The organism is Rhizobacter sp. Root1238, from assembly GCF_001425825.1.
Lineage (GTDB): Bacteria > Pseudomonadota > Gammaproteobacteria > Burkholderiales > Burkholderiaceae_C > Rhizobacter.
In genome coordinates, this window is the sequence record NZ_LMDM01000012.1 from 169,009 (window position 1) to 194,646 (window position 25,638).

The 25,638-nt window shown below is 70.2% G+C and carries 23 protein-coding genes; 4 read left to right on the plus strand and 19 right to left on the minus strand.

Annotation, left to right across the window (positions count from 1 at the left end):
• Positions 1 to 30: 30 nt before the first annotated feature.
• Positions 31 to 447, plus strand: coding sequence for a DMT family transporter (locus ASC98_RS11685; protein WP_056804346.1), 417 nt, complete (start codon positions 31 to 33; stop codon positions 445 to 447).
• On the opposite strand, the gene ASC98_RS11690 is transcribed toward ASC98_RS11685, so the two are convergent.
• The 6 genes from ASC98_RS11690 to ASC98_RS11715 form a co-directional block, all read right to left on the minus strand.
• Positions 425 to 2,092 carry an FAD-dependent oxidoreductase gene (locus tag ASC98_RS11690; protein WP_157597872.1) on the minus strand — a complete coding sequence of 556 codons (1,668 nt, stop codon included), beginning with the start codon at positions 2,090 to 2,092 and terminating at the stop codon, positions 425 to 427. The genes ASC98_RS11685 and ASC98_RS11690 overlap by 23 nt on opposite strands.
• Positions 2,089 to 3,660 carry a polyamine aminopropyltransferase gene (locus ASC98_RS11695; protein ID WP_056804350.1) on the minus strand — a complete coding sequence of 524 codons (1,572 nt, stop codon included), beginning with the start codon at positions 3,658 to 3,660 and terminating at the stop codon, positions 2,089 to 2,091. Before ASC98_RS11695 ends, ASC98_RS11690 begins: the two co-directional genes overlap by 4 nt.
• On the minus strand, positions 3,657 to 5,756 hold the full coding sequence (locus ASC98_RS11700) for a nuclear transport factor 2 family protein (RefSeq protein WP_157597873.1): 2,100 nt from the start codon (positions 5,754 to 5,756) through the stop codon (positions 3,657 to 3,659). Before ASC98_RS11700 ends, ASC98_RS11695 begins: the two co-directional genes overlap by 4 nt.
• Before the next feature lie 104 nt (positions 5,757 to 5,860).
• The gene (locus ASC98_RS11705; RefSeq protein ID WP_056804825.1) at positions 5,861 to 6,082 is read right to left on the minus strand and encodes a DUF350 domain-containing protein; all 222 of its coding nucleotides are present in this window, start codon (positions 6,080 to 6,082) and stop codon (positions 5,861 to 5,863) included.
• 49 nt (positions 6,083 to 6,131) lie between these two features.
• Positions 6,132 to 7,700: a DUF4178 domain-containing protein gene (locus ASC98_RS11710; RefSeq protein ID WP_056804356.1), complete on the minus strand. Its 1,569-nt coding sequence runs from the start codon at positions 7,698 to 7,700 to the stop codon at positions 6,132 to 6,134.
• Positions 7,701 to 7,788: 88 nt separating this feature from the next.
• Positions 7,789 to 8,826: an SPFH domain-containing protein gene (locus tag ASC98_RS11715; protein WP_056804358.1), complete on the minus strand. Its 1,038-nt coding sequence runs from the start codon at positions 8,824 to 8,826 to the stop codon at positions 7,789 to 7,791.
• A gap of 103 nt (positions 8,827 to 8,929) precedes the next feature.
• Here ASC98_RS11715 and ASC98_RS11720 point away from each other — a divergent pair, with 103 nt between their 5' ends.
• A complete protein-coding gene (locus ASC98_RS11720) occupies positions 8,930 to 10,036 on the plus strand; it encodes an acyltransferase (RefSeq protein ID WP_056804362.1) in 1,107 nt (368 codons plus the stop codon).
• A gap of 6 nt (positions 10,037 to 10,042) precedes the next feature.
• Here the strand turns inward: ASC98_RS11720 and ASC98_RS11725 are convergent, their stop codons facing one another.
• Positions 10,043 to 10,930, minus strand: a complete 888-nt coding sequence (locus tag ASC98_RS11725) for an EpsD family peptidyl-prolyl cis-trans isomerase (protein ID WP_056804365.1) — start codon at positions 10,928 to 10,930, stop codon at positions 10,043 to 10,045.
• Between the two features lie 186 nt (positions 10,931 to 11,116).
• On the opposite strand from ASC98_RS11725, the gene ASC98_RS11730 reads away from it, so the two are divergent.
• Entirely contained in the window at positions 11,117 to 12,352 is a 1,236-nt protein-coding gene (locus tag ASC98_RS11730) for an FAD-dependent monooxygenase (protein WP_056804368.1), read from the plus strand.
• A 140-nt stretch (positions 12,353 to 12,492) separates the two neighbouring features.
• On the opposite strand, the gene ASC98_RS11735 is transcribed toward ASC98_RS11730, so the two are convergent.
• Genes ASC98_RS11735 through ASC98_RS11755 form a run of 5 tightly spaced genes read right to left on the minus strand, consistent with a single transcriptional unit; the run spans position 12,493 to position 16,918 of the window.
• Positions 12,493 to 13,704: an ROK family transcriptional regulator gene (locus ASC98_RS11735; RefSeq protein ID WP_056804371.1), complete on the minus strand. Its 1,212-nt coding sequence runs from the start codon at positions 13,702 to 13,704 to the stop codon at positions 12,493 to 12,495.
• Positions 13,701 to 14,135: an RbsD/FucU family protein gene (locus ASC98_RS11740; RefSeq protein WP_056804374.1), complete on the minus strand. Its 435-nt coding sequence runs from the start codon at positions 14,133 to 14,135 to the stop codon at positions 13,701 to 13,703. The genes ASC98_RS11735 and ASC98_RS11740 overlap by 4 nt, the downstream gene beginning before the upstream one ends.
• Before the next feature lie 16 nt (positions 14,136 to 14,151).
• The gene (locus ASC98_RS11745) at positions 14,152 to 14,949 is read right to left on the minus strand and encodes an ATP-binding cassette domain-containing protein (RefSeq protein ID WP_056804377.1); all 798 of its coding nucleotides are present in this window, start codon (positions 14,947 to 14,949) and stop codon (positions 14,152 to 14,154) included.
• Positions 14,949 to 15,902, minus strand: a complete 954-nt coding sequence (locus ASC98_RS11750; protein ID WP_056804380.1) for an ABC transporter permease — start codon at positions 15,900 to 15,902, stop codon at positions 14,949 to 14,951. Before ASC98_RS11750 ends, ASC98_RS11745 begins: the two co-directional genes overlap by 1 nt.
• On the minus strand, positions 15,902 to 16,918 hold the full coding sequence (locus ASC98_RS11755) for a sugar ABC transporter substrate-binding protein (protein WP_082541834.1): 1,017 nt from the start codon (positions 16,916 to 16,918) through the stop codon (positions 15,902 to 15,904). The genes ASC98_RS11750 and ASC98_RS11755 overlap by 1 nt, the downstream gene beginning before the upstream one ends.
• A gap of 186 nt (positions 16,919 to 17,104) precedes the next feature.
• Between ASC98_RS11755 and ASC98_RS11760 the strand changes: the two genes are divergently transcribed.
• On the plus strand, positions 17,105 to 18,028 hold the full coding sequence (locus tag ASC98_RS11760; protein WP_056804382.1) for a carbohydrate kinase: 924 nt from the start codon (positions 17,105 to 17,107) through the stop codon (positions 18,026 to 18,028).
• 4 nt (positions 18,029 to 18,032) lie between these two features.
• Here ASC98_RS11760 and ASC98_RS11765 read toward each other — a convergent pair whose 3' ends face one another.
• The 7 genes from ASC98_RS11765 to ASC98_RS11795 form a co-directional block, all read right to left on the minus strand.
• A complete protein-coding gene (locus ASC98_RS11765) occupies positions 18,033 to 19,139 on the minus strand; it encodes a DSD1 family PLP-dependent enzyme (RefSeq protein WP_056804385.1) in 1,107 nt (368 codons plus the stop codon).
• Positions 19,136 to 19,825 carry a histidine phosphatase family protein gene (locus tag ASC98_RS11770; RefSeq protein WP_056804386.1) on the minus strand — a complete coding sequence of 230 codons (690 nt, stop codon included), beginning with the start codon at positions 19,823 to 19,825 and terminating at the stop codon, positions 19,136 to 19,138. The genes ASC98_RS11765 and ASC98_RS11770 overlap by 4 nt, the downstream gene beginning before the upstream one ends.
• An 18-nt stretch (positions 19,826 to 19,843) precedes the next feature.
• Positions 19,844 to 20,470, minus strand: coding sequence for a YbhB/YbcL family Raf kinase inhibitor-like protein (locus ASC98_RS11775; protein ID WP_056804831.1), 627 nt, complete (start codon positions 20,468 to 20,470; stop codon positions 19,844 to 19,846).
• A 23-nt stretch (positions 20,471 to 20,493) separates the two neighbouring features.
• Positions 20,494 to 20,817 carry a DUF1840 domain-containing protein gene (locus tag ASC98_RS11780; protein WP_056804389.1) on the minus strand — a complete coding sequence of 108 codons (324 nt, stop codon included), beginning with the start codon at positions 20,815 to 20,817 and terminating at the stop codon, positions 20,494 to 20,496.
• Positions 20,814 to 22,067, minus strand: a complete 1,254-nt coding sequence (locus tag ASC98_RS11785; protein WP_056804392.1) for a cyclopropane-fatty-acyl-phospholipid synthase family protein — start codon at positions 22,065 to 22,067, stop codon at positions 20,814 to 20,816. Before ASC98_RS11785 ends, ASC98_RS11780 begins: the two co-directional genes overlap by 4 nt.
• Before the next feature lie 102 nt (positions 22,068 to 22,169).
• A complete protein-coding gene (locus ASC98_RS11790; RefSeq protein ID WP_082541835.1) occupies positions 22,170 to 24,242 on the minus strand; it encodes a bifunctional diguanylate cyclase/phosphodiesterase in 2,073 nt (690 codons plus the stop codon).
• Positions 24,239 to 25,540 carry an HD-GYP domain-containing protein gene (locus ASC98_RS11795; protein WP_056804395.1) on the minus strand — a complete coding sequence of 434 codons (1,302 nt, stop codon included), beginning with the start codon at positions 25,538 to 25,540 and terminating at the stop codon, positions 24,239 to 24,241. The genes ASC98_RS11790 and ASC98_RS11795 overlap by 4 nt, the downstream gene beginning before the upstream one ends.
• Positions 25,541 to 25,638 lie beyond the last annotated feature (98 nt).

Here is a 25,638-nt window from a genome sequence, read left to right on the forward strand (position 1 = left end):
CGTGCACAGCCCGCAACCCGACAATCCCGCATGTCCCAAATCCTGATCCTCGCGGGGGCCGCGATCTACGGCGTGCTCGGCGTGCTGCACCTGGCGTACACCTTCTTCGGCACGAACTTCGATCCGCGCGATGCCAACGTCGCCCGCGCGATGCGCTCGAGCTCGCCGCGCCTGACGCGCGACACGACGATGTGGAAGGCGTGGATCGGCTTCAATGCCAGCCACAGCCTCGGTGCGATGCTGTTCTCGCTCGTCTACCTGATGCTTGCCGCGCGGCACATGGACATGCTGCGCCAGTCGCCGACCTTCGTGTGGCTGGCCGGCATCGCGAGCGCCGCCTACGTGGTGCTCTCGCTGCGCTACTGGTTCAGGATTCCGCTCGCCGCGACGGCGATCGCGACCAGCTGCTTCGTCGCCGGCTCCCTCACGATGTCAATGGGGTATTGAAGGCCTTCGCAATCCGCCGCGCCGCCTCGTTCCCATGAAAGAACGCCTCTTCGAACACCGAGTACCCCGACAGGTCGGCATGCGCGAACTGCACGCGGCCGTTGCCTGAGGCCAGCGCCGCCAGCGCAGCGCTGCCGCGCACGCCCGGCAACGGGATGCTCATCGCGTGGCCGTAGCGCATCAGGTCGACGCGCGCCAGCTTGTGCGGCAGGTCGGGGTGCGCTTCGACCAGCGTCTGCACCACCGCCTGCGACCAGGCCTGCCAGGGCTGGTCGAGCAGGCGTTTGCGCTGCGCCTGCAACTGCGCCTCGTTGTCGCCGCCCAGCGCCCAGTAGCTTGTCAGCACCGTCGGACCGGGGAAGGGCCGCGTCGCCTGGTGCATCGCGTCGACATACCCGAGCGTGCTGCTGCCGTACAGCACGTTGTCCCACGACGGCGGCGCGCCGGGCCGGTCGTCCAGCGCGTCCGACAGCTGCAGGTTCGCGACCAGCCACGGCGCGTACCGCATCGCGGCCACCGCCGGCTGCAGGGCCGCCGGCGGCGTGCGCAGCACGCGGGCCGAGATGAACAGCGGCGTCGCGAGCACCGCCTGCGCCGCGATCCATCGCTCGGTGCGCTGCGCCTTCGCGTTCCACAGGTCCAGGGTCACCTCGTGCCGGCTTTCGTCGAGCGCCAAGGCGACGCAGCCGTCGTGCAGCCGCCCGGCCAGCGGCGCCGCCAGCCGCTGCGACAGCCAGGCATTGCCCTCGGGCCAGGTCAGCACGCCGTCGTCGCGCGGAGCGTCGTCGCCCGGCGCGTGGAAGCCGTGCCGGCTCGCGAAGTAGTGCAGCCCGGCCCAGGCCGACACCTGCGCGGCGCCGGCGCCGTAATCGTCGCGGCAGCAGTAGTCGAGGTACCAGCGCAACGGCGGCGCGGTGATGCCCTGGTCGTCCAGCCAGCGCGCGAACGTGATGCCGTCGAGCGCCTGCAGCGCCGGTGTCCATGCGGCGCGTGCGGTCGGCAGCGCGAAGCTGCCGGCCGGTCCGGCCACCGACACCAGCCCGGCAAAGCGGCGGTACTGCGCGAGCGTCGCGGTGCGCTGCGCTTCGGGCAGCGCGGCGATCGGCGGCAGCAGGCCGTCGTGCCAGTGGCCGTCGATGAAGAGCCGCTCCTGCGGGCTGTGGCACAGGTGGCGCTCGTCCCACACCGTGCGGCCCCCCTCGGTGCGGCGCAAGCCCAGCGAATCGAGCAGGCCCACCAGTTCGACCGCGTCGTCGCCCGGCACCGGCAGGTAATGCGCGCCGAGCGGGCAGGCCATGCCGCCCATGCGGTGCGCGCGGCTGTTGCCGCCGGCGGCATCTTCCAGGTCGAACACCTGCACGTCGTCGATGCCGGCCTGTGCCAGCTTGCGAGCACACGACAGCCCGGCGATGCCGGCGCCGACGATGATCACCGCCGCGCGCCTGTGCACCGTCGGCTCGGCGAGCGTGCGGCCGCCGTCGCGCAGCCGGTGGCCGCGCTCGTGCTGCGCGCCGACCCATTCGCCGCCGTACGCCGTCGGGCGCTTCGCCTCGCAGCCGGCGAGACCGGTGAGCGCAGGTGCGGCCAGCGCGGCAGCCGTCGCGGCAAGCAGCGTGCGCCGGTCGCGGTCGGGCGCCGCCGTCATTGATGCACCTTGCCCCATTCGTCTTCGAAGGTCTGGACCAGGACTTGATTCGACAACCGGTTCACCTCGGTCGGCACGCGTGCCATGTCGATCGGGAAATCGAACAGCGCCGGCAGCCCGCCGAGGCTGATGAAGCGCAGCCCGTCGGGCAGCTGCGTCGGCATGCGGTACGGCCGGCGGCTCGCGAGGATGAAGCCCCATTCGCCGAAGCTCGGCACGTGCGCGTGGTACGGCGTCACCTGCAGGCCAGCGGCCTCCAGCGTGGTCGCCACCGTCCAGAAGCTCTTGCGCGCGATCAGCGGCGAGGTGGTCTGCACCACCGCATAGCCGCTCGCGTTCAGGTGCTGCTCGACCAGCCGGTAGAAGCCGGTGGTGTAGAGCTTGCCGATCGAGAAGTTGGTCGGGTCGGGGAAGTCGATGACGATCACGTCGAACGCGCCCGGGTTCTGTTCGAGCCACGCGAAGGCGTCGGCGTTGACGATGCGCAGCTTCGGCGACTGCAGCGAATCGCCGTTCAGCGCGCGCAGCAGCGGCGACTGCGCGAACAGCGTCGTCATGTGCGGGTCGAGCTCGACCAGCGTGACCTGCTCGACGCCCGGGTATTTCAGTATCTCGCGCGCCGCCATGCCGTCGCCGCCGCCCAGCACCAGCACCTGGCGCGGCGCGCCGTGGCCGGCCATCGCCGGGTGCACCAGCGCCTCGTGGTAGCGGTACTCGTCTCGCGAATGGAATTGCAGGTTGCCGTTCAGGAACAGCCGCACGCCGACGCTGCTGGCGGTGACGACGATGCGCTGGTAGGCGCTGCTCGCGCTGTAGACGATGCGGTCGGCGTAGAAGCGGTCTTCGGCCCAGCTGCTGACGCGATCGGCGCCGGCGAAGGCCGCGAGCAGTGCCACGACGACGCCGCCGCACGCGAGCGCATGCAGGCCCCAGCGCCGCAGCTCGCCCTTGAACAGCCACAGCGCCCACACCGCGACCGCGGCATTCAGCAGCCCGAAGAACGCACCGGTGCGGATCAGCCCCAGTTGCGGCACGAACAGCAGCGGGAACGCGATCGCGACGACCAGCGCGCCGAGGTAGTCGAAGGTCAGCACCTGCGACACCAGGTCCTTCAGCGCGTACCGTTCGCGGAAGTGCCGCTTCAGGATGCGCATCACCAGCGGGATCTCGAGCCCGACCAGCGTGCCCACCAGCAGCACCAGCGCATACAGCGCGAAGCGGAACGACGGCGCGGCCAGCGTCTGCAGCGCGAACAGCGCGAGCGGCATCAGCCCGCCGACCAGCCCGACCAGCAGCTCGATGCGCAGGAAGTGCGCAATGATCTGCCGCTCGAAGAAGCGCGACAGGTACGAGCCGATGCCCATCGCGAACAGGTAGGTGCCGATGATGGTCGAGAACTGCAGGATCGAATCGCCCAGCAGGTAGCTCGCCAGCGTGCCGGCCGCGAGCTCGTAGACCAGCCCGCAGGCGGCGACGACGAAGACGGACGCGAGCAGCGCCACCTCGGCCGGGCGGATGCCGGCCGCGGCCGGCGTCTCGGGAGGGGGTTCGGCGCGCGTCTCGTTCATTCGATGTTGTGGTCGTTCACCTCGTGCTTGTAGGTGTTGCCGAAGTGGTCGTAGACCTCGATGTTGGCATAGGCACCATTGAAATGCAGGCCGCGCGTGACGGTGAGCGGCAGGCTCTGGCGATCGCTGTCGAGGTACGAATCGAAGCGCGACACTTCGTGGAAGTTGAACGCCGCATCGCTGTAGAAGGTCGAGAAGCCGACGCCGTGCAGGCTCATCTTCGGTGCCGTCGGGAAGCTCCAGTGCAGCACCAGCATGGCACCGTCCTTGAACGCGCCGTTCTCGTCGTACAGGTTGGCCACGCTGAACTTCTGCGACGCATCGAGCTGCAGGCGTGCGAAGAAGCGGCCCTTGTCCGCCAGCAGCTGCGTCGCATCGGCCGGCTTGGCCGGCAGGCGGCGGCGCATCTCGCCGAGCACGTTGCCGCCGGCATCGCGGAAGCTGAACACGTACTCCGAGCCGGTCTGCACCTTCGACAGGTCGAAGCCGCAATCGGGCACCGGGTTGGCGGCGTTGTTCACGGCCCGGCAGCGCGACGCGTTGAAGGCGGTCCAGGCGTCCGAGTCGCCCTTGAAGATCCAGGCCCAGCGCGGGCGCTCGGCGGTCGGCGCGGTCAGCGTCAGCCCACCGCCCGGCAGGCCGGGGCCGGTCAGCAACGCCGACGCGACGTGCGGCGACACGCGGTCGCTCAGGATCGCCGGGATGAAGTACTGCTCGATCGCGCTGTTCGGCGTTGCGTAGTACTCGGTGTTCTGGCGGTACTTGACCAAGCCGTCCGGCGTGTAGCTGTCGCCGGAAGAGTAGCCGACGTAGCCGAAGCCGTAGTCGCCCGGCGCGCCGAGGTAGAGCGTGTCCACGACCTCGCCGGCGGCGTCGAGCACGTCGCGCCAGTAGAGGGTGCGCGGCGCGCCGCTGCCGTCGACGGTGCTCTGCGCGCGCACACGCGGCAGCGCGAGCAGCGCCTCCTGCGCCAGCGGCGTCGCGACCAGCCGCGATTCGAACGACAGCGAGAGCGCCGCCAGTTCGCCGTCGCCCTTGAACTGCCAGGCGCCGGCGACCTTCTGCATGCGCAGCGTCTCGGTGATCGGCCGCTCCTTGGTCGCGGCGTCGAAATGCACGCGGTAGCCGACGACGACGTTGCTGTCGTCGATCACCGACAGGATGCGCGGGTTGTCGAAGCTCGCGTTGACATACAGCGGCTTGCGCAGGAAGGCGGCGAAGTCGTCCGCGTCCAGACCGGTGTGCAGGAAGTCGGCGGTGAACAAGGCCTTCAGGTCGGCCGCGGCCGGCGTCGTCGCCTTGAACAGGGCCGTCAGGGCCTGCAGTCGGGTCCGGATCGCGGGCAGTGCATTCAGCGCCGTGCCCAGCTGCGTGGCCGAACCGCCGTCGAACGCGAGCGGCGTTGCCGCTTGAGGCGCTGCCGGGTCGAGGTCGGTGCTGCTGTCGCCGACCACCGAGGTCACGGTGTAGCCGGCGGCGCTGCGCTCGATGCGGATCGCGTCGAGCGCGCGGTCGAGCCCGCTGTGGTCGGCTGCGAACACGGCAGTGCGCAGGTCGACGGTGGACGCCACGCCCATCGCGTCGAGCACCGCGCGCAGCAGCGCCTGCACGCTCGCCTGCGCCGACTGCAGCTTCGGCGCCGTCAGCAGCGCCGGATCGAAGGTTTCGCCGGGCGCGGTGCCGAGCGCCAGGGCCGTGATCAGCTCGGTCAGCGGCGTCACGTTGACGTGGGCGCCGTTCGTCTCGCCGACCAGCACCGGTGCGTGCAGTTCGACGCTGGCGCCGCCGAGCGTGCCCTTGGCCGTCAGCAGGAAGGGCGCCTTGTACGTGCCGACATCGGCGAAGCGGAAGCTGCCGTCGGCGGCCGCGGTGACCACCAGGCCGCGGCCCTCGGCGTCCTTCAGCGTCACGACCGCATCGGCCAGCGGCGCGCCGGCGGCGGCCAGGCCGGTCAGCTCATGCGACACCGTCACCGGTGGCGTCACCGGCGGCGGCGCGGTGCTGCCACCGCCCGCATCGCCACCACCACCTCCTCCTCCGCAACCGGCCAAAGCCAGTCCCAGGGCCAGCACAGCCGGCCATCCACGCAACTTCATGGGTTCTCCTCGGTTCGTCTTTTTTGTCGACTGCCATTGAGCGGGCGCAGTCGTGCCCGGCGGGGCGGCCCTCCGCCGCCCCAGTTCTTCGAATTGCCGCCGCGTCAGCCGTGGATCGCGGCCGAGACGATCATCCCGATCGCGATGCACATCGCGCCGACCACGATGGCCAGCGCGACGTTCTTCTTCTCGACGATCTCGGCCCACAGGTCGTAGGGCGTGATCTTGTCGACGATCACGAAGCTGATCCAGAACACCAGCACGCCGATCAGTGCAAACAGGATGGAGCCGACGAAGATGCCGGGCTTCATCCATTCGATTCCCATCATGAGAGCCTCCTGTGTGTCGATGTGAAAGGGTCGCGCATGCCGGGACTCACTTGTGGCCGCCGCCGCTCGAGAAGCCGCCGAACGAGCCGCCGCCGGTGCGGAAACCACTGCCGCTGCGGTTGCTGTTCAGGCAGCTGACGTACTCCTGCGAATTCTCGCCGTAGGTGGTGCGCAGCCCGTCGCAGTTCGACGAACTGCTGCTGCCGCAGCGGAACAGCATCAGCAGCACGGCGATCACGAACATCACGAAGAAGATCTTCGCCAGCAGCCCGCCCGAGCCGGACGACGGCAGCGCGTCGCGCTGCAGCGCCGCGCGCCGGTCGTCGCCGAGCCGGAAGGCCTTCAGGATGTCGGCGGCGTTCATCGCGTCGCCGGCCGACCAGACGATCTCGTCGCCGGTCTGCTCGCGGTTCAGCCGCTTGCTGCCGGACTGGTAGTCGGTGTTGAGCGTGCGCTGCTCGCGCGTGAGCTGCCAGTAGAACTCGCCGAGCACGTAGGTGACCTGCCCGGTGTAGGTGTAGAGCTTGCGGTAGGTCGCGCCCTGGTACACGGCGCTGTCGCCGCGCAGTTGCGGCACCCCGGTGATCGGCGCGGTCCAGCTCCAGCCGTCTTCCGCGTCGACCAGGAACGCGAAGCCCTCGCTGCGGTGGTACAGCAGGTACTCGCGCCAGAAGGTCTGCTCGTCGTCCGAGCCGTCGGGCAGCTCGCAGCGCTCGACATAGCCGACCACCTGCCACGCCAGCGGCGCCTTGCCGAGCGCCAGCGTGCCGACGCTGCCCAGCGGGATCTGCGGTTCGCTGCCGTTCTCCTGCACGTAGTGCGCCAGGTCGCCGCCGACGCCCTGCGACACGTCGACCACCGAATGGCACTGGTGGCAGACGATGGATTGCGTCGTCGCGAGCTTCACCTCGAGCGAGGTGCCGCAGTTCGGGCATTCGATGCTGCGGGCCTTCAGCGTCTTTTCCGCCGGCTCGGCCAGGCCGGTCATCGCGAGTTCGCTGATCGCGACCGAGCGGCCGACCGACCATTTCGGCGCCGCCGGGTTGCCGTAATCGAGCGTGCCGACCTCGTCGCGCGTGCTGCGCAGGTCGCTGACGACGAAACCTCTTTCGGTGTTGGGCTTGACCGGCAGCTCGCCCTGCGCCGCGATCAGCTTCGCGGCCGAGACCGAGGCCACCGACCACGGCTGGCCGTTGACGATCTGCTGCTGGCCCGGCCGCAGGCTGGTCGGATCGGGCGCCGCGGCCTGCAGCGGCTGGTCGAAGGCCAGCACGTAGCGGCCGTTGTCCTCCGACAGCCAGCCGCTGCGGCCGTTGTCGAACAGCGCATGCCACTCGTTCCAGGTGCCCTCGGCATAGCGGTACTGCAGCCGGCCGACCAGCGTGAAGGCGGCGCCCTGCATGCGCCCGCTGGCACCGAGCTGCAGCGGCGAATGGTCGTCGAACAGCTCGGCGCTCTCGCCGATCTTGCGCAGCGCATCGCCGTCGCGCACGATGGTGCTGCGACAGAAGCTGCAGACCGCGAAGGCCGACGCGGCCGAGCGGAACTCGACCTCGGCCCCGCAGTTCGGGCAGGCCGCGCGGTAGACGCGCTGGGGGCTGGGTTCGGTCGCCAAGAAGAGGTCAGCCGGCGCCGAGCCGCCTCAAGGCGGCTGACGGCCCCCGCGGGGGGCAGGAGCGCAGCGACGTGGGGGTCGTCATCCTCTAGACCAGTTTCTTCAGCAGCTCGGCCTTCTTGGCGTCGAACTCGTCCTGGGTCAGGATGCCCTTGGCCTTCAGGTCGCCGAGCTTCTCGAGCGTGGCCATCACCTCGTCGGGACGGATCGCCGCCGCGGCGGCTGGCGCGGCCGGCGCCGCAGCGGGTTGCTGCAGGCCCTGGCCCAGCTGCTGCGCCAGCACCTGGCCGAGCGCGACCCCGGCGCCCAGGCCCATCGCATCGCCGGCGATGCCGCCGCCACCGCCGCCGCCTTCGGCGAACTTCGGCAGCGACTGCGCGGTCTGGTACTGCATGAACTTGCCCATGTCGTTGCCGACCATGCCCATGCCGATCTTCTGGTCGAGGATCTTCTGCAACTCCTCGGGCAGCGAGATGTTCTGCAGCGTGACGCTCTCGAGCAGCAGCCCGAGCTTGTTGAACGACGGCTGCGTCGCTTCCTGCAGCGCCTTCGCGAACTCGACCTGGTTGGCCGCGAGGTCGAGGAAGGCGATGCCACTGGACGCGACCGCGTCGGAGATGTGCTGCAGCATCAGCGCGCGCAGCTGGCCGTCGAGCTCGGCGGTGGTGTAGCTGGCGCGGGTGCCGGAGACCTCGGTGTGGAACAGCTTCGGGTCGGCGATGCGGTAGCTGTAGTTGCCGAAGCCGCGCAGGCGCACCGCGCCGAAGTCCTTGTCGCGGATCGTGACCGGCTGGGTCGTGCCCCAGCGCTGGTCGATCTGCTGGCGGGTGCTGAAGAAGTAGACGTCGCTCTTGAACGGGCTCTGGAACAGCTTGTCCCAGTTCTTCAGGTAGGTCAGCACCGGCAGCGTCTGCGTTGTCAGCTTGTAGGTGCCGGGGCCGAACACGTCGGCGACCTTGCCCTCGTTGACGAACACCGCCATCTGCGATTCGCGCACGGTCAGCGAGCCGCCGTACTGGATCTCGTTGTCGGCCATCGGGTAGCGCCAGGCGAGCACGCCGTCGCCGGACTCGGTCCACTCGAGGATGTCGATGAACTGTTTCTTGATGAAATCCATCAGGCCCATGGCGCGAAGCTCCTGGAAAACGACACGCTCCGGAAGCGGAGTGCGGCGAATAATACGCCGACGGGACATCCCGTCACTCCCCCTTTCCGGTGAGCCGCCGCGCATGTCCGCCCTCTCGAACGACTCTTCCCGCGCCGACGTTCTCCAGGAAGCCGTCGCCGAACCCGCACGCTTCCTCGGCGACATCCATCGGCTGCGCGGCGTCGCGATCCTGCTGATCGTCGCGACGCACTGCCTCTATTTTTTCCACTGGAGCGCCCACCCGCAGCTGCAGGGCGCACTTGCCGACCTGCTCGACAACTCGACGGTGCTGTTCGTGTTCATCGCCGGCTACCTGTTCATGCACGGCAGCGGCCGGTTCTCGTACCCGCGCTACCTGCTGGGCAAGCTGCGCCATGTGATCCTGCCGTTCCTGGTGGCATCGATCCCGGCGGTCGCGCTGGAGCTGCGCCACGACAGCCTGGCATTCGCCGCGCCGGGACTGCACGCGCTGTCGATGCCGGCGAAGATCCTGTACCTCTTGCTCTACCCCGGCGCGCATGTCAACTACGCGCTGTGGTTCATCCCGGTCGTCACGGTCTACTACCTGGTGTCGCCGCTGATGCTGTGGGTGGCGCGCCGGCCGCTGCGCTACGCGCTGCTGTGCCTGCTGGTGCCGCTGTCGATCCTGATGCACCGGCCGAGCTATGCGCACGACCACGACCTGGCGCTCGCGCTGTATTTCCTGTCGGCCTACCTGCTGGGCATGTGGTGCCGGCAGTACCGCCAGGCGACGCTTGCGGTGATCGAGCGGCACTTCGCGTGGTTCGCGGCGGCGTTCGGCGCGGTGTTCGTCGGGCACCTGATGCTGTCGGGGCACCACGGCAAGTACACCTTCACGCAGCCGTTCGAGTTCCACGGCCAGGGGGCGATCGACTGGAGCTTCGTGCAGAAGCTGCTGCTGTTGCCGCTGCTGTGCGGCCTGGCCTGGCGCTGGCGCCACCTGCGGCTGACCATGCTCGACTACCTGGCCGACGTCAGCTTCACCGTCTACTTCCTGCACCTGTACGTGATCTTCTTCGCCAGCTGGCTGTTGCACTGGCGCACGCCGGAGGTCAGCGCCGCCGGGCTGGCCGCGCTGTTCGCGGCCGCGGTGCTGCTGCCGTGCGCGGTGGCGACGAGTTCGCGGCGCCTGGTGCCGCAGTGGAGCCGTTCGCTGGTCGGCAGTTGAACCGCGTCAGCGTTGCACCGGGGCCGATGTCGCAGCGGCGCTCCACCGCATCGAGCGGCCGATGTACTCGACCCGGGCCTGCTGCTGCAAGGCTGCGAGCCCGCGCTCGACCGCCTTGCGGCGCCGCTCGCCACGGATCACCGCCGCGATCTGCTTGACCGCCGCTGCGCGCGACACCGCGGCGGACTGCGTCTGCAGCACCGTCAGCACGCGCACGCCGCCTTCTTGCGGCAGCACCAGCGACTGGCCGACGCGCAGCGGCGCCAGGCCGTCCAGCAGCGCCTGCGGGGTCTCTTCGGGCTGCAGCGCGAACTGGCGCGCGTTCAGCGGCACGCCTTCGACGCGCAGCGCGTCCATCGTCTTGTCGGGCGTGGTGGCGGCCTGCAGCCGGGCCTTCAGCGCATCGATGCGCGCGGCCGGCAGCGGCAACACGGCCTCCTGCAGCCACACCAGCCGGCGCTGCGCGAACCAGGCGGGGTGGGCCTCGTAGAACTGGTCGATCTCGTCGCTGGACGGCTCGACCGCGGTGCCGGCAAGTCGTTCTTCATAGGCACGGGCGAGCACCTCGCGTTGCGCGGCCTCGATCATCTGCACGGTGCGCGGGTCGCGGTCCAGACCGGCCTGGCGTGCGGCCTGCGCCGCGAGCGATGCCTGCACCAGCCCGGCCACCGCGTCGCGGTTCGCGGCCTGCGACTGCGCATCGCTGTCGCCGATCGCCGCGCGCGGCAGCACCAGTTCGAGCTGGTGTTCGCTGACCGGCTCGCCGTTGATCCTGAAGGCGGCCTGTTCGGTGGAGGCGCCGGCCTGCGGGCTGCAGGCGCCGAGCATCGCGCCTGCGGCGACGACGGCGGAGATCAGGAATGACAGGCGCGCGGGAACTGCGAAGGCGGGCATGGGTGGGGTACGACGAAGAGACATCAGCTGGCACCGTAACCTCGCCCGCGCAGGCGAGCCATGCCCTGAGTCGGGGGTAGGACAGCGGCGGGCTGGCGATCGGTGCGAAATGTCACGCCACGGCCTGGAAAAGGGGTCGGGTGCGGCAGCGCGACAATGCCGTTTTTCCGCCACACGAGGTGCCCGATGAACGCTCCCCGCCCCACCTCTTCCCCGGCCGGCAAGCCGCTGACGCTGGCCGTGGTCGGCGCCGGACCGGTCGGGCTGGCGCTGGCGCTGCTGGCGGCGCAGTCGCTGCCGCAGGCCCAGGTCAGCGTGTTCGATGCCCGCCCGCTCGACAAGGATGTCTCCGGCGACCCGCGCACGCTGGCGCTGTCGCTCGGCAGCGTGCAGCTGCTGCAGCGGCTCGAGGCCTGGCAGGCCGATGCGGCGCAGCCGATCGTCGAGGTGCATGTCTCGCAGCAGCCGCCGTCGCTCGGCGCGGCGCTGGCGGCCTGGGTCGGCGAGCCGACGGTGCGCATCAGCGCACTCGAAGAGGCGGTGCCGATGCTGGGCGCGGTGCTGTCCTATGGCGGCATCGTCGCGCCGCTGCAGCGCGCCTGGCTGGCCGCCTGCGAGCGTGAACCGCAGCGGCTGCTGAGCCGCTTCGGCCAGCCGGTGCAGGGGCTGAAGCCGATGGCCGACGGCGTCGAGGTCGATGCCGGCATCGCCGAGCGCTTCGACCTGGCGGTGGTGGCCGAGGGCGGCGTGTTCAGCCAGCTGCCCCGCGAGCGCCTGGGCAGCGTGCGCGAGCCGCTGCACCGCGACTACCGGCAGACGGCGTGGGTCGGCACCGTGACGCTCGCGAACGCGCGGCCGGGCGTCGCCTACGAGCGCTTCACGCGCCACGGGCCGGCGGCGCTGCTGCCGCTGAAGAACGGCCAGGCCTCGCTGGTGTGGTGCGTGCCGGGCCACGACGACCCGGTCGAGCCGCTGAACGACGCGCAGCGGCTTGCGGTGCTGAACACGATGTTCGATGCCGAGGTCGGTGCGATCACCGCGGTGTCGCCGCTGAAGCGCTTCGCGCTGGGGCTGAGCGCCGAGCGCACGCTGACCGACGGCCGCACCGTGCGCATCGGCAACGCGGCGCAGACGCTGCACCCAGTGGCGGGGCAGGGCCTGAACCTGGGCTTGCGCGATGCGTTCGAGCTGGTGCAGGCCTTGTCGCGCAACGCGGACGTGGCGCAGGTGCTGCGGCGGCTCGAATGGCAGCGCGGGCCGGACCGCTGGGCGATGATCGCCGCGACCGATTTCCTGGCGCGCAGCTTCACGTGGAAGCTGCCGGGGGCAGGGGCGGCACGCGGGCTGGGGATGGTGGCGTTGCAGGCGCTGAAGCCGGTCAAGTCGGCACTGGCGCGGCAGATGATGTTCGGTTCGAGGTGAACACCAACCCGTTCGCCCTGAGCAGGGACTGAGCTTGTCGAAGGCCCGTCCGTCGAAGGGTTGTGTCCGAGCGCGCGAGGCCTTCGACAAGCTCAGTCCGACCCTTCGACAAGCTCAGGGCGAACGGAACATGGCCGGAATCAAGGCTCCAGCTTCAGGAACAGATCCCGGTCCGGCGCGAAGTTCGCGTACAGCGGCAGCAGCGCGCCACCCATCGCCCGCGCATCCGAACCGATCGTGCCCGGCAGCACCTCCGGCCGCGCGACGCCTTCCCAGCTGTAGCCGTCCAGCGCCGCCGTCAGCTCGCGCAGCAGCGCCGCCAGCAGCCCTCGGCCGAACGAGCCGTCGATGATCACGCCCTCCAGGTCGAGCAGGCAGGCCGCCGTGTGCACCGCCAGCGCGATGCCGGGGCAGGCGTCGCGCAGCCAGGCCTCGGTGATCGGCAGCCACGGCGCACTCAGTGCGCGCTCGTCCAGCCAGGCGTCCTCGGCCAGCCCGGCCTCGCGCCAGCGCGCTTCCAGGTCGAACAGCGAGGCCAGGCTCAGCAGCTGTCGCGGGAGGCCGCTGCCGTCGTTCGCGCCCAGCGCCAGCGAGCCGACTGCGCCGGCATTGCCGCTGACGCCGCCGCGCAAGTGGCTGTCCAGCACCAGCCCGCCGCCGATGAAGGTGTCGACGAAGATGTACAGGTAGCTGCGCATGCTGCGCCCGCGGCCGGCCACCAGCTCGGCCACGCAGGCGGCCGCGGTGTCTTTCACGAACACCACCGGCAGCTCGGTCAGCGCGGCCACGCGGGCGCGGATGTCGATCAGCGCCCAGGCCCGCGCCGCCTCGGCCGACAGCCCGAGCAGCGACTCCCATCCGCCGAGCGACAGCGGCGCCGCGACACCCACGCCGTGCAGCACGCGCGCCCGCTCGGGGCCGAGCCGGCCGCGCAGTTCCGCCAGGCCGTCGGCGATCTCGTCGAACAGCGTGCGCGGGTCGGGGAAGGCATAGGCCCGCACCAGCCGCTCGCGCACCTGGCCGGTGAAATCGACCAGCAGCATGTCCATGCCGCGCCGGCCGATCTTGATGCCGATCGAGAACGCGCCGTCCGGGTTCAATGCCATCGGCACCGACGGCTGGCCGACCTTGCCGCGCACCGGCGCCTGCTTGACGACCAGCCCATCGCCTTCGAGCCGGCCGATGATCAGCTGCACCGTCTGCGGCGTCAGGTGCGTCAGCCGTGCGATCTCGGCCTTCGGCAGCGCGCCGTGCAGCCGGATCGCCTGCAGCACCACGCGCTCGTTGAACTGCCGCATGCCGACATGGTTGGAGCCGCGCGGCCGCAGCCGGCTGGACTGGAGCTCGGTCATGGCCGAAGGGCGTCGGCGATGACGCCCTTCTTGAAGAGGATGTTGGCGAACGGTTGCATCTCGCCAGTCTGCACGATCGCGAAGGCGCCGCGCACCCGCTCGTAGAACGCGAAGCGCTCGACGGCCTCGCACTGCGCACCCAGCGGATCGAGGATCTCGCGCTGCAGCGCCGAGCGGTAGCCGTCGGCCGTGCCGCTCACCTGCATGTAGGCGACCGGCCGCGGCACCGCCGCGTCGAGCGGGAACACCGACAGCACGGCCGCGCAGGCGCGCGCCATGCCGATGCCGGGCAGGCGCAGCACCGGCTTGCCGCCGGCCAGCGATTCGGCGGTGAAGTTGGCGTCGGCCAGCACCACCTCGTCGCCGTGGCCCATCTCGCACAGCAGCTTCAGCAGGGCCGGCGTCAGCACCGGGTCGATGTTCTTCAGCATGGGGTCGGCACCGGGTTCAGGCCAGGCAATCGGCCGGCAGTTCGTCGACCCGCTTTGCGCCGGTCATCACCGCCACCGTGTCGCTCATGCTGATCTTCTTCGGGTTGACCACGGCCGCGCGCTTGCCGAGCCGCGCGATGTGGATGCGGTCGGCGATCTCGAACACATGCGGCATGTTGTGGCTGATCAGGATCACCGGCAGGCCCTTGTCGCGCACGCGGCGGATCAGCTCCAGCACCATGTTGCCTTCCTTGACGCCGAGCGCCGCGGTCGGCTCGTCCATGATGACCACGTGCTGCGCGAACGCCGCCGCGCGGCCCACCGCGACGCACTGGCGCTGCCCGCCCGACAGCGTCTCGACCGCCTGCGTCATCGAGCGGATGCCGACCTTCAGCTCGTTCATCCGCGTGATGCTTTCCTCCAGCATCTTCTTCTTGTCGAGCATGCGCAGCACGTTGCCGAGGAAGCCCGGGCGGCGCAGTTCGCGGCCGAGGAACAGGTTCTCGGCGATGCTCATCGCCGGCGCCACCGCGAGGTCCTGGTAGACGGTCTCGATGCCGGCGCGGCGCGCGTCGATCGGGCTCCTGAAGTGGATGACCTTGCCGTCGAGCTTGATCTCGCCCTCGTCGGGGATGGTCGCGCCCGACAAGGCCTTGATCAGCGACGACTTGCCGGCGCCGTTGTCGCCGATCACCGCGAGGATCTCGCCGGCGCGCAGCTCGAAATCGGCGCCGTCGAGCGCGACGACCTGGCCGTAGCGTTTCACGAGGCCGCGGGCCTCCATCACGATCGGCGCGTTTGCCGTGGTGCTCATCAGCGCGCTCCCTTGCGAGACAGTTGGTCGGTGGCCACCGCGAGGATCACCAGCACGCCGGTCACCAGCACCTGGTAGATCGACGACACGCCCATCAGCGTGAGGCCGTTGCGGAACACGCCGACGATCAGCGCGCCGACCAGCGAGCCGAGGATCACGCCGCGCCCGCCGAACAGGCTGGTGCCGCCGAGCACCACCGCGGTGATCGCGTCCAGGTTCTCGGTCTGCCCGGCGTTCGGGTCGCCGACGCCGGTGCGGGCCACCGACAGCAGCGACGCGATGCCGTAGAACACCCCCGCCAGCACGTACACCGCGAGCAGCACGCGCTGCGTCGGGATGCCGGTCAGCCGGGTCGCCTCGGGGCTGTTGCCCACCGCGTAGACGTGGCGGCCGGAGGCCGTCTCGCGCAGCGCGAACCAGGCCAGGCCGTACAGCGCGAGCATCAGCACCACGCCGTACGCGACGTTGGTGGTGCCGCCGAGCGCGAAGGTGTTGCCGAGCATCGTCATCGCGTCGGGCACGTCGGTCACCGTCTGCGAGTTCGAATACAGCTGCGTGATCGCGAACGCGATGTTCAGCGTGCCCAGCGTGACGATGAACGGCGGCAGCTTGATGCGCGTGACCAGCAGCCCGTTGACCAGCCCGAACAGCGTCGTGACGCCGATGCCGCACAGCACCGCCAGCAGCGGCGGCACGCCGAGTTCGGTGGCGAACTTCGTCATCACGATGCCGCCCAGCGCCATCACCATGCCGCACGACAGGTCGATGCCGGCGGTCAGGATGATCAGCGTCTGGCCGATCGCGATGACCCCGACCACCATCACCTGCTGCAGCACCAGCGACAGGTTGCCGCCGGTCAGGAAGCGGTCGTTCTGCGTCGCGAAGAAACCGCAGGCGAGCAGCAGCGCGATGAAGGGGCCGAGCGTCGCGAGCGGGGGCAGCCGCCCCTTCATCACTTCTTGCCCCAGCACAGGTCCGTGCCGGTCTTCACGTCCTTGCTGTCGACGCCGGCCACCGGCTTCGCGGCGATCAGCGTGACGCCGGTGTCGGTGTAGCCGCTCGGCTTCTTGCCGGTCTTCGCGTACTCGATGCCGGCCTCGACGCCCATCGCCGCCATCTTCAGCGGGTACTGCTGCGAGGTCGCCGCGATGACGCCGGCGCCGACGTCCTTGATGCCCTGGCAGCCGCCGTCGACCGACACGATCGTCACGCCCTTCTCCTTGCCGGCCGACTTCAGCGCCTTGTACGCACCGGCGGCGGCCGGCTCGTTGATCGTGTAGACCAGCGTCACCTCGGGGCTCTTCTGCAGGCAGTTCTCCATCGCGGTCTGCGCCTTGGCCTGGTCGCCGAAGCTGTCGGCCATGCAGACCACCTCGGCGGCCTTGCCGAGTTCGTTGCTCTTCGCATCGGGCGCGGCCAGGCCGAAGCCCTTCAGGAAGCCGTTGTGGCGCTGTGCACCGACCGGGTGGCCGGGGAACAGGTCGAGCGTGACGATCTTCACCGGCTTGCCCGCCATCGCCACCTTCGCGTACTGGCCGATCAGCACGCCGGCCTGGTAGTTGTCGGTCGCGAACAGCGCGTCGGTGCCGTCGGTCGGGTCGGTCGGGCTGTCGAGCGCGATCACCAGCACGCCCTTGTCGCGCGCCTTCTTGATCGCCGGCACGATGGCCTTCGAGTCGCTCGGCGTGATCAGGATCGTCTTGGCGCCGGCGGCGATCATGTTCTCCATCGCGGTCACCTGGCCGGCGTTGTCGCCATCGGCCTTGCCGGCACCGGTCAGGAGCTTCGCGCCCTTGGACTTGGCGGCCTCGTTGGCGCCTTCCTTCATCTTCACGAAGAAGGGGTTGGTCTCGGTCTTCGTGATCAGGCCGATGATCGGCTGGTCGGCGGCCTGCGCCGCGGGTCCGGCCACCAGCAGGGCAGCAGCGGCGGTGATCGACGAGAGGATCGGCAGGGTCTTCAGGCGCATGGCTTGTCTCCGTTGTGGTGTGGGGTGAGGTGGCGTATCGGGAACGCGCCGCAAAGTATGGACAGCGGCGTTTAATAAATCAAGTTGATTGATTAATGGAAAACCCTGTAGCCTCCGCGTCCCGCCGGCGGGCAAGCTGGCGGGCCGATGGCCGTCTTTCCTTCATCTGTCCCGTGGGAGCGTTCGATGTTCGTGGTGTGTGGCGAAGCCTTGATGGATGTGTTCTCGACCGGCTCGACGCCGACCGGCGTCAGCCTGGATGCGCGCATCGGCGGCTCGCCGTTCAACGTCGCGGTCGGGCTGGCGCGGCTGGCGCAGCCGGTGGCGTTCTTCGGCGGCGTGTCGAGCGGCTTCCTCGGCGAGCGGCTGGTGGCGGCGATGCAGGCGGAGCGCGTCGACACGCGGGCTTTGCACGTCAGCAGCGCGCCGACGACGCTGGGCCTGGTCGGGCTCGATGCGGCCGGCGTGCCGTCGTATGCGTTCTACGGGCATGGCGCGGCCGACCGCGAGGTGCCGGTCGAGGCGCTGCAGCGCGTGCCGGCCGATGCGGCGGTGATCCACGTTGGCTCGTTCAACACCGTTGTCGAGCCGGTGGCCGGCACCTTGCGCGCGCTGGTCGAGCGCGAACACCGTCGCTGCCTGATCTCGTACGACCCGAACATCCGGCTGAACGTCGAACCCGATGTCGTGCGCTGGCGCGAGCAGCTGCAGTGGATGCTGCCGCGCACGCACCTGCTGAAGGTCAGCGACGAGGACCTGGCGCTGCTGTACCCGGGGGTGGCGCACGAGGCCTTGGCGCGGCAGTGGCTCGCGGCCGGTGTCGCGCTGGTGGTGGTGACGCGCGGCGCCCAGGGCGCGATCGGCTGGACCGCGTCGGCGCAGGCCGAGGCGAAGCCGGTGGTGGTGACGGTGATCGACACCGTCGGCGCCGGCGACACCTTCCAGGCGGCGTTGCTGACCTGGCTGGCCGAGCGCGATTCGCTGAGCGGCGCGGCGATCGCGGCGCTGGCGTCGACGCAGCTGGGGCAGGCGCTGGACTTCGCGGCGAAGGCCGCGGCGATCACCTGCTCGCGGCGGGGCGCGGACCTGCCGCGGCGGGACGAACTCTAGGGCCTCAGACCACGCATCCCCGCGCATCGACCGGCCACACGCCTTCGACGACGCTCTCCGCCAGGCCACCCCTCACCGCGACATAGCGGTCGTGCAGGTTGACCGTCGGATCGCAATGCCCCGGCACCAGCCAGACCGTGTCGCCCAGCGCCGGCAGCGCATCGCGCCCCGGGTGCAGGATGCCGTGCTCGTCGCCGCCGTTCGCGAACACCAGCTCGCGCTGCCAGGTGCGCGGCAGCCCGCTGTCGATCGCATGCGACTTGTGGCCGGCGTCGACCACCGCATGCGACGCGCCGCGGCTGACCACCTGGCTCTTGACGAACAGCGCCTGCTCGAACACCGGCGCCCCAGGCGTCGGCTGGTTGTCGGCGTAGTCGCGGTCCATGAACAGGTAGCTGCCGGCCTGCAGCTCGCCGCAGACGCCGCCGGCCGCCTCGAATGCGAAGCTGCCGGTGCCGGCACCGGTCACCAGCGGGCACGCGATACCGGCCGCCGTCACCGAGGCCTGCGCGGCCCGCGTCAGCGCGATCGCATGGCGGATCGCCGCCGCGCGCTCGTCGGCGTTGCGCAGGTGCTGCGCCTTGCCGTGGTACGCCTGCAACCCGGCGAAGCGCAGACCGTGCGACACCACCTGGTGCGCGAGCGCGCCGGCCGCGGTCGGCGCGACGCCGCAGCGGCCCTGGCCGACGTCGATCTCGACGAACACGTCGAGCGCGCTGCCGGCCGCTTTCAGCGCGAGCGCGAGCCGGTCGATGCCGAGCGGCGAATCGACCGCGATCGCGAGCCGGATCCGGCCGGCCAGCGCGGCCACCCGCGCCAGCTTGGCCGCATCGACGATCTCGTTGCTGATGTAGATGTCGCCGACCCCGCCGGCCGCCAGCGCCTCGGCCTCCGACAGCTTCTGCACGCACACGCCGACCGCACCGGCGGCGATCTGCAGCCCGGCGATGTGCGCGCTCTTGTGCATCTTCGCGTGCGGGCGCAGCTTCAGCCGGTGCTCGCGCGCGAACGTGGCCATGCGCGCCAGGTTGCGCTCCATCGCGTCGAGGTCGATCACCAGCGCCGGCGTCTCAACCGCCGCGACCGGGTCGCCGACCCGCGCGCCCGTCATGCCGCGTGGCCCACGCGGTCGGGGATCGCCTGGCCGGTCGCGTTGCCGGGGTCGTCCAGCGCCGGCGCCTCGACGCCGTCGAAATGGTGCGTGTCGTTCCAGCCGACCAGCGTGAAGCCCTCGGGCGTGTAGAGCAGCCGGTTGATGCTCGCATTGCCGAGCTGCCACGAGCGCGGCGCCTGCAGGTCGATGCGGGCCGCGGCGCGGTACAGGCAGTCCATCACGCCGCCGTGCGCGACGATCGCGATGCTGCGGCCGAGGTGCGCCTCGGCCAGCCGCGTCACGGCGCCGACGCAGCGCGCCGACAGCTGCTGCAGGTTCTCGCCGCCCTCGGGGCCGTAGTCGGGGTCGCGCTGGCGCCAGCGCAGGCTCTGCTCGGGCCAGCGCGCCTCGATCTCGGCGAAGGTCCAGCCCTCGAAGATGCCGAAGCTGCGCTCGCGCAGGCCGGCATCGGCGTGCACCGGCAGCCCGTGCGGCCGGGCGACCGCCTGTGCGGTCTCGAAGGCGCGCTGCAGGTCGCTCGCGAACACCAGGTCGATCTGCTCGTGCGCCAGTGCGGCGCCGAGGCGCCCGGCCTGCCAGCGGCCCTTGTCGTTCAGCGGAATGTCGGTGTGGCCCTGGATGCGGCCGTCGACATTCCACGCGGTCTCGCCGTGGCGGATCGCGAGGATGCGGGTCAGTTGCATGGAATCAGTGGATTGGAATCAGGCGAGTCGTCGGTTGAGCGTGTAGGTGCCCGAATGCGTGGCTTCGGCCAGCACATGGCGGGCGATCGCGGCGCGCACCTGCGCGCCGGTGAACGCGCCGTCGACCGGCGCGCGGGCGATGTCGAGCGCATACAGCGTGAACACGTAGTGGTGCACCAGCGAATCGTTGAACGGCGGGAACGGGCCGTCGTAGCCGAAGTACTGCCCGGCCTTCTCGGCGTCACCGGCGAACCAGCCGGTGTAGTCGTTCAGGCCGTGCCGCGCGCCGTGCAGCGTCTGCGGGCCCGGCTTGCCACGCGGGGTGAAGCCGCGGCTGAACTCGCCCTCGGCGATCGCCGACAGGTCGGCCGGCAGGTCGACCATCACCCAGTGGAAGAAGTCGACGCGCGGCAGGTCGCTCGGCACCTCGCGGTCGGCCTGGTTCACGTCGTCGCCCCGGCTGGGCACGTCAAAGTCGTGGCAGATCAGCGCCAGCGACTGCGTGCCGGGCGGCACCTCGCTCCAGGCCAGGTGCGGGTTCAGGTTGTCGGAGAAGCCGACACCGGCGCTGCCGTCGAGCCGCCCGGCGGCATGGCGGGCCGGGATGCGGTCTCCGTTGATCCAGCTGTCACTCCACAACTTCATGGCCATTCCTTCTCGAACCGCGTTCAGACACCCCAGGTGATCTCGGCGTCGGCCGATTGCGAGCGCTTCATCATCTCGACCAGCGGCCAGGCCCGCTGGCGCAGGTTCACGCCGTCGGCCGGCGGCAGCTTCTTGCCGGCGGCCGCGGCCTCCTGCTCGGCCGCCTTGCGCGCCGCCTCGTCCTGCGCGATGGCCGCTTCCAGCGCGCCGATCGCGCCCGGCATCTGCGCCGGCTCGATGATGCCGGTCGCGCCCGGCGTCTTTCCGATCAGGCGCAGCACCTGGTCGCCGTTCGGGCCCATCATGATCACGTCGCCGGCCGCCTTCGATTTGAACTTGTAGATCATCGGTACATGTACTCGCGGTTGAACGGGAACCCGGATTGTGCGCCGCGCATCGGGCCGCTGGCCGGATCGCCGTCCGGCCGCGCGGCCAGCATCTGGAACAGCGAGATCCAGCCCTGCTCGAAGCACATCGCGCTGCCGGCGAGGTAGAGCCGGTAGGCGCGCACCACCGATTCGCCGGTCAGCTCGCGCGCCTTGTCGAGCTGCTTCTCGAGCGCGGCGCTCCAGGCCCACAGCGTGCGCGCGTAGTGCGGGCGCAGGTTCTCGGCGTCGACCGGTTCGAGCTGCGATTCGCTCATCACCTTCAGCACGTGCGACATGTGCAGCAGCTCGCCGCCGGGGAAGATGTAGCGCTCGATGAAATCGCCCATGCCGGCGCCGAGCTGGTCGTTGCGCGTGCTGCCGGCGGTGATGCCGTGGTTCATCAGCAGCCCGCCCGGCTTCAGCAGCCGGCGGATCTTGTCGAAGTAGGCCGGCAGCTGCACATGGCCGACGTGCTCGAACATGCCGACCGATGCGATCTTGTCGAACGGCTCGTCTTCCGGCAGTTCGCGGTAGTCGCGCAGCTCCATCGTGACGCGCCCGCGCAGCCCGCAGCGCTCGATCAGCTGCTCGACGTGCGCATGCTGGTTCTTCGACAGCGTGATGCCGTGCGCCCGCACGCCGTAGTGCTGCGCTGCCCACATCAGCAGCCCGCCCCAGCCGGCGCCGATGTCGAGGAAGCGCTCGCCGTCGCGCAGCATCAGCTTGCGGCAGATGTGGTCGAGCTTGGCCTCCTGCGCCTTCGCGAGCGACAGGCTGCCCTCGCGGAAATATGCGCAGGAGTAGACCTTGCGCGGGTCCAGCCACAGCGCGTAGAAATCGTCCGAGACGTCGTAGTGGAACTGGATCTGCTGGGCGTCGGATTCGGTGCTGTGGCGCGCCCGCGAGCGCGCGGCCCGCGTGATGGTGCGCCACCAGGCAAGCGGTGCGCCGCTGGCCTCCGACTTGGTCGGGTCGTCGTCGATCAGCTGGGCGGCGATGGCCATCAGGTCGCGCACCGTGCCGTCGAAATCGAGCCGGCCCTCGACGTAGTCCTGCGCGACCCGGCCGACCTGGCCGCCGGCGATGTGCAGCAGCGGCGACAGCTCGTTGAGCCGGATCGTCACCGTCGGCTGCGCATGGCCGAGCCGCTGCCCACCGGGCAGCACCACCGCCAGCGGGACACCCAGCGCTTCGACGCGCTGCTCCAGCGTTCGCTCAAGAGGGCTCATCGGGATCCTCCAGGATCCCCAAAATGTAGGGAAAAAGTAAACGCCTCGCAGCGTGCGGACTTTTCCGTCCGGCGCCGCAGCGCCGATCCGTGTCAGTTCATGTCACGCGGGATGCACCAGCCGCACGCTGCGCGGCGCCGGCGCGCCGTGGCCGATGCGGCCTTCGAAACTGCCGTGGTCGAGCGCCGGCGCGAACAGGAAGCCCTGGAACTCGTCGCAGCCGGCGTCGTGCAGGAACTGCCGCTGCGCCTCGGTCTCGACGCCCTCGGCGATCACGCGCAGGTTCAGCGCCCGGCCGAGCTGGATGATCGCGTTGACGATCGCGACATCGCTGGTGTCGTCGGGCAGGTTCTTGATGAAGCTGCGGTCGATCTTCAGCCGCGCGATCGGGAAGCGCTTCAGGTAGCCCAGGCTCGAATAGCCGGTGCCGAAATCGTCGATCGCCATCTGCACGCCGAGTTGCTCCAGCGCCTGCAGCCGCTGCAAGGCGCCGGCCGCGTCGTGGATCAGGATCGATTCGGTGAGCTCCAGTTCGAGCAGCCGTGGCGGCAGGCTCGCGCCCTTCAGCGCGTCGGCCACGCGGTCGATGAAGTCGGGCTGCTGGAACTGCAGCGCCGAGACGTTGATCGACACCGGCATCTCCAGCCCGTTGGCGCGCCACGCGGCGGCCTGCCGCACCGCCTGCGCCAGCACCCAGTCGCCGATCGGGATGATGAAGCCGCTCTCCTCGGCCACCGGGATGAACTCGGCCGGCGAGACCTCGCCGAGCACCGGGTCGCGCCAGCGGATCAGCGCCTCGGCACCGATCACCTGGCCGCTCTTCAGGTCGATCTGCGGCTGGTAGTGCAGGCGGAACTGGCCGCTCGCCAGCGCCTGGCGCATCGCATGGTCGATCTGCATCGGCGAGCTGTCGGAACGCTCGCCGGCATCGCCGCGCGGCTGGTGGAAGCGGAAGCTCGCCCGCCCCGCCTCCTTCATGCGGTGCATCGCGGCGTCGGCGCGGCGCATCAGGTCGTCGGCGCTGTCGCCGTCGGCTGGGCACAGCGCGATGCCGATGCTGCAGGTGACGGTGAAGCTGACGCCGTCGAGCGTGAACGGCCGCGCCATCGCGTCGATCACGCGGCGCGCGGTGGCTTCGGCGGTCACGGCATCGGCCTGGTGCACGAGCAGCACGAACTCGTCGCCGCCCAGCCGCGCGACCGTGTCGACATTGCGCAGGCTGGCCTTGATGCGGTCGGTGACCTCCAGCAGCACGCGGTCGCCGAAGCCCAGCCCGAGCGTGTCGTTGATCTGCTTGAAGCGGTCGATGTTCAGCACCATCAGCGCGAACGGGTTGCCGCCGCGCTGCGCCATCGCGAGCGCGAACTCGATGCGGTCGGCCAGCAGCCGCCGGTTCGGCAGGCCGGTCAGCGCGTCGGTGTGCGACAGCTCCTCGATGCGCGCGCTGGCAGCCAGCTTCTCGGTGATGTCGCGGAACGAGAACACGCGGCCGATCGGGTGGCCGCGGGTGCATTGCGGCAGCGTCAGCCGCTCCAGCACGCGGCCGGAGTGCAGCGTGAAGACGTCGCTGGTCTGCAGCATCGTCGCTTCCTGGATGGCGGCCAGGCGGCGCTCGTAGTCGGCGCCGTCGACGACGCTGCGGCGCATCCAGTCGCGCACCGCTTCGTCGTCGCGCCGGGCCAGCACGTCCTCGGGCAGCGCCCACAGCCCGGCGAAGCGGTGGTTGAAGCTGCGGATGTGGCCCGACAGGTCGGTCACCAGGATGCCGTCGGCGGTCGATTCGAGCGTCGCGCGCAGTTCGGCCAGGCGGGTTTCGAGTTCTTCCTCGGCAGCACGCTGCGCGCTGCGGTCGCGGCAGGTCACCAGGAACAGGCCGTCGCCGATGCGGCTGACGCGGCGCGTCACCGGCAGCAGCCGGCCGCCGGCATCGCGCACCAGCGTGTCGGAGACGATCTGGTCGACCAGCCCGCCCGACGCCTCGCTCCAGAACACCAGGTCTTCGGGCGTCGCGCACAGGTCGGTGGCGCCGCGGCCGCACAGCGACGCGGGCTCGACCCCGAACAGGTTGCCGGCCGCGGCGTTCGCCGCGCGGATCTTCAGGCTGCCGGCATCGACCAGCCACACCGCCTCGAGCAGGCCATCGATCAGGTCCTGCATCGGGTCGGCGACCGTCATGCAACGGCCTCGGTGTCCGCGGTGTCCGGCACTTGCTCCGGTTCGAAGAAGTAGGCCACGCGGGCACGCGGCGACAGGTAGATCAGCGAGGCCGTCGGCAGCTGCTGCGGCTTCAGGCTGCGCCGGATGCCCAGGCGCGGGGTCTGCTCCAGGTCGAGCATCAGCGCTTCGTCGCGCGGCACCTTCGGGTCGTGCACCAGCACGCGCGGCTTCAGCGGCCGGGTCGAGTTGACCGACACCACCATCGCATAGCGGTCGTCGGTGAGCTGCACCGTCGAGCCGGGCGGGTAGACGCCCATCATGCGGATGAAGGCGCCGAGGATCGCGGTGTCGAACTTGGCCTTGCTCTGCGCGAACAGCGTCGACAGCGCCTCGTGCGGCGTCAGCGCGCGCGACGGCACGTGCGGGTTGCACAGGTTGTCGTAGCGGTTCACCAGCGAGACGATGCGGGCCGCCGTCGTCATGCGGTCGCTGTTGAGCTTGAGCGGAAAGCCGCTGCCGTCGGCATGCTCGTGGTGCTGCGCGATCACCAGCGTCGCGCCCGGCTGCAGCTCCATCTTCTTGGCCAGCGTCACGCCGTGCGTCACGTGCTCCTGGTAGAACTGCGTCTCGGCACTGGTGAAGTGCTCTTCGCGGTGTCGCACGCGGTCGGGGATCTCGATCTTGCCGATGTCGTGCAGCAGCGCGCCGACGCCCAGGTCCATCATCTCGGCCTGCGACAGCCCGAAGGTCTTGCCCATCAGCAGCGAGATCACCGCGACGTTGACCGAATGCATCGACGCCTTGTCGCCGATGCCGTCGCTCAGCAGGCGGATGCACAGGTCCTGCGCCGCCAGCATCTTGTCGACGAAGGCCCGGCTCAGCGCCTCGGTGTTCTCGCGCGCCTGCTGCGGCTTCGACGACACCAGGTCGAGCGACTGCTTGCAGGCCTTGGTGGCTTCGGCGAACTGGCGCTCGCAGACCGCGAGCGTGGCGCGCTCGGCGGCCAGCGCTTCGCGCAGGCGGCGGCGTTCGCCGGCTTCAGGGGATTCGGCCGGGGCGGCCGGTGCGGCAGGCGGGGCCGGTGCGGCGGCCGCATCGGCGGTGGCCGCGGGCACCGGCGGCGGGTCGCTCTTGTCCGGGCTCCAGCGCACGCGCGGCAGCCCGAGGCTGCGGATCGTCGCGATCTGGTCGGCCGTCGTCAGCTTGAAGCTGCTGAGCGGAAACGGGTGTGCCATCCAACCGACGTCGAGATGGACGAACATCCCGACGCGCAGTTCCTGGACCTCGATGACCAATGGGGAGATGGCTTCTTTCATGCGGATGGCGGGCAGCCTGGGACCAGGGTTGCGCGCCGGGTGATGCGCTTGCAAGGTTGTCGGCGGCCGGATGCCTTGACTTGAAGTTCATTATCCCG

Coding starts and splice junctions, on each gene's coding strand:
- ASC98_RS11750 (WP_056804380.1), bottom strand. CDS start 15,902: ATGAAGGGGCGGCTGCCCCCGCTCGCGACGCTCGGCCCCTTCATCGCG.
- ASC98_RS11795 (WP_056804395.1), bottom strand. CDS start 25,540: ATGAAAGAAGCCATCTCCCCATTGGTCATCGAGGTCCAGGAACTGCGC.
- ASC98_RS11705 (WP_056804825.1), bottom strand. CDS start 6,082: ATGGGAATCGAATGGATGAAGCCCGGCATCTTCGTCGGCTCCATCCTG.
- ASC98_RS11790 (WP_082541835.1), bottom strand. CDS start 24,242: ATGACGGTCGCCGACCCGATGCAGGACCTGATCGATGGCCTGCTCGAG.
- ASC98_RS11700 (WP_157597873.1), bottom strand. CDS start 5,756: ATGAAGTTGCGTGGATGGCCGGCTGTGCTGGCCCTGGGACTGGCTTTG.
- ASC98_RS11745 (WP_056804377.1), bottom strand. CDS start 14,949: ATGAGCACCACGGCAAACGCGCCGATCGTGATGGAGGCCCGCGGCCTC.
- ASC98_RS11685 (WP_056804346.1), top strand. CDS start 31: ATGTCCCAAATCCTGATCCTCGCGGGGGCCGCGATCTACGGCGTGCTC.
- ASC98_RS11780 (WP_056804389.1), bottom strand. CDS start 20,817: ATGATCTACAAGTTCAAATCGAAGGCGGCCGGCGACGTGATCATGATG.
- ASC98_RS11770 (WP_056804386.1), bottom strand. CDS start 19,825: ATGCAACTGACCCGCATCCTCGCGATCCGCCACGGCGAGACCGCGTGG.
- ASC98_RS11785 (WP_056804392.1), bottom strand. CDS start 22,067: ATGAGCCCTCTTGAGCGAACGCTGGAGCAGCGCGTCGAAGCGCTGGGT.
- ASC98_RS11730 (WP_056804368.1), top strand. CDS start 11,117: ATGAACGCTCCCCGCCCCACCTCTTCCCCGGCCGGCAAGCCGCTGACG.
- ASC98_RS11775 (WP_056804831.1), bottom strand. CDS start 20,470: ATGAAGTTGTGGAGTGACAGCTGGATCAACGGAGACCGCATCCCGGCC.
- ASC98_RS11725 (WP_056804365.1), bottom strand. CDS start 10,930: ATGCCCGCCTTCGCAGTTCCCGCGCGCCTGTCATTCCTGATCTCCGCC.
- ASC98_RS11715 (WP_056804358.1), bottom strand. CDS start 8,826: ATGGGCCTGATGGATTTCATCAAGAAACAGTTCATCGACATCCTCGAG.
- ASC98_RS11720 (WP_056804362.1), top strand. CDS start 8,930: ATGTCCGCCCTCTCGAACGACTCTTCCCGCGCCGACGTTCTCCAGGAA.
- ASC98_RS11695 (WP_056804350.1), bottom strand. CDS start 3,660: ATGAACGAGACGCGCGCCGAACCCCCTCCCGAGACGCCGGCCGCGGCC.
- ASC98_RS11690 (WP_157597872.1), bottom strand. CDS start 2,092: ATGACGGCGGCGCCCGACCGCGACCGGCGCACGCTGCTTGCCGCGACG.
- ASC98_RS11765 (WP_056804385.1), bottom strand. CDS start 19,139: ATGACGGGCGCGCGGGTCGGCGACCCGGTCGCGGCGGTTGAGACGCCG.
- ASC98_RS11760 (WP_056804382.1), top strand. CDS start 17,105: ATGTTCGTGGTGTGTGGCGAAGCCTTGATGGATGTGTTCTCGACCGGC.
- ASC98_RS11755 (WP_082541834.1), bottom strand. CDS start 16,918: ATGCGCCTGAAGACCCTGCCGATCCTCTCGTCGATCACCGCCGCTGCT.
- ASC98_RS11740 (WP_056804374.1), bottom strand. CDS start 14,135: ATGCTGAAGAACATCGACCCGGTGCTGACGCCGGCCCTGCTGAAGCTG.
- ASC98_RS11735 (WP_056804371.1), bottom strand. CDS start 13,704: ATGACCGAGCTCCAGTCCAGCCGGCTGCGGCCGCGCGGCTCCAACCAT.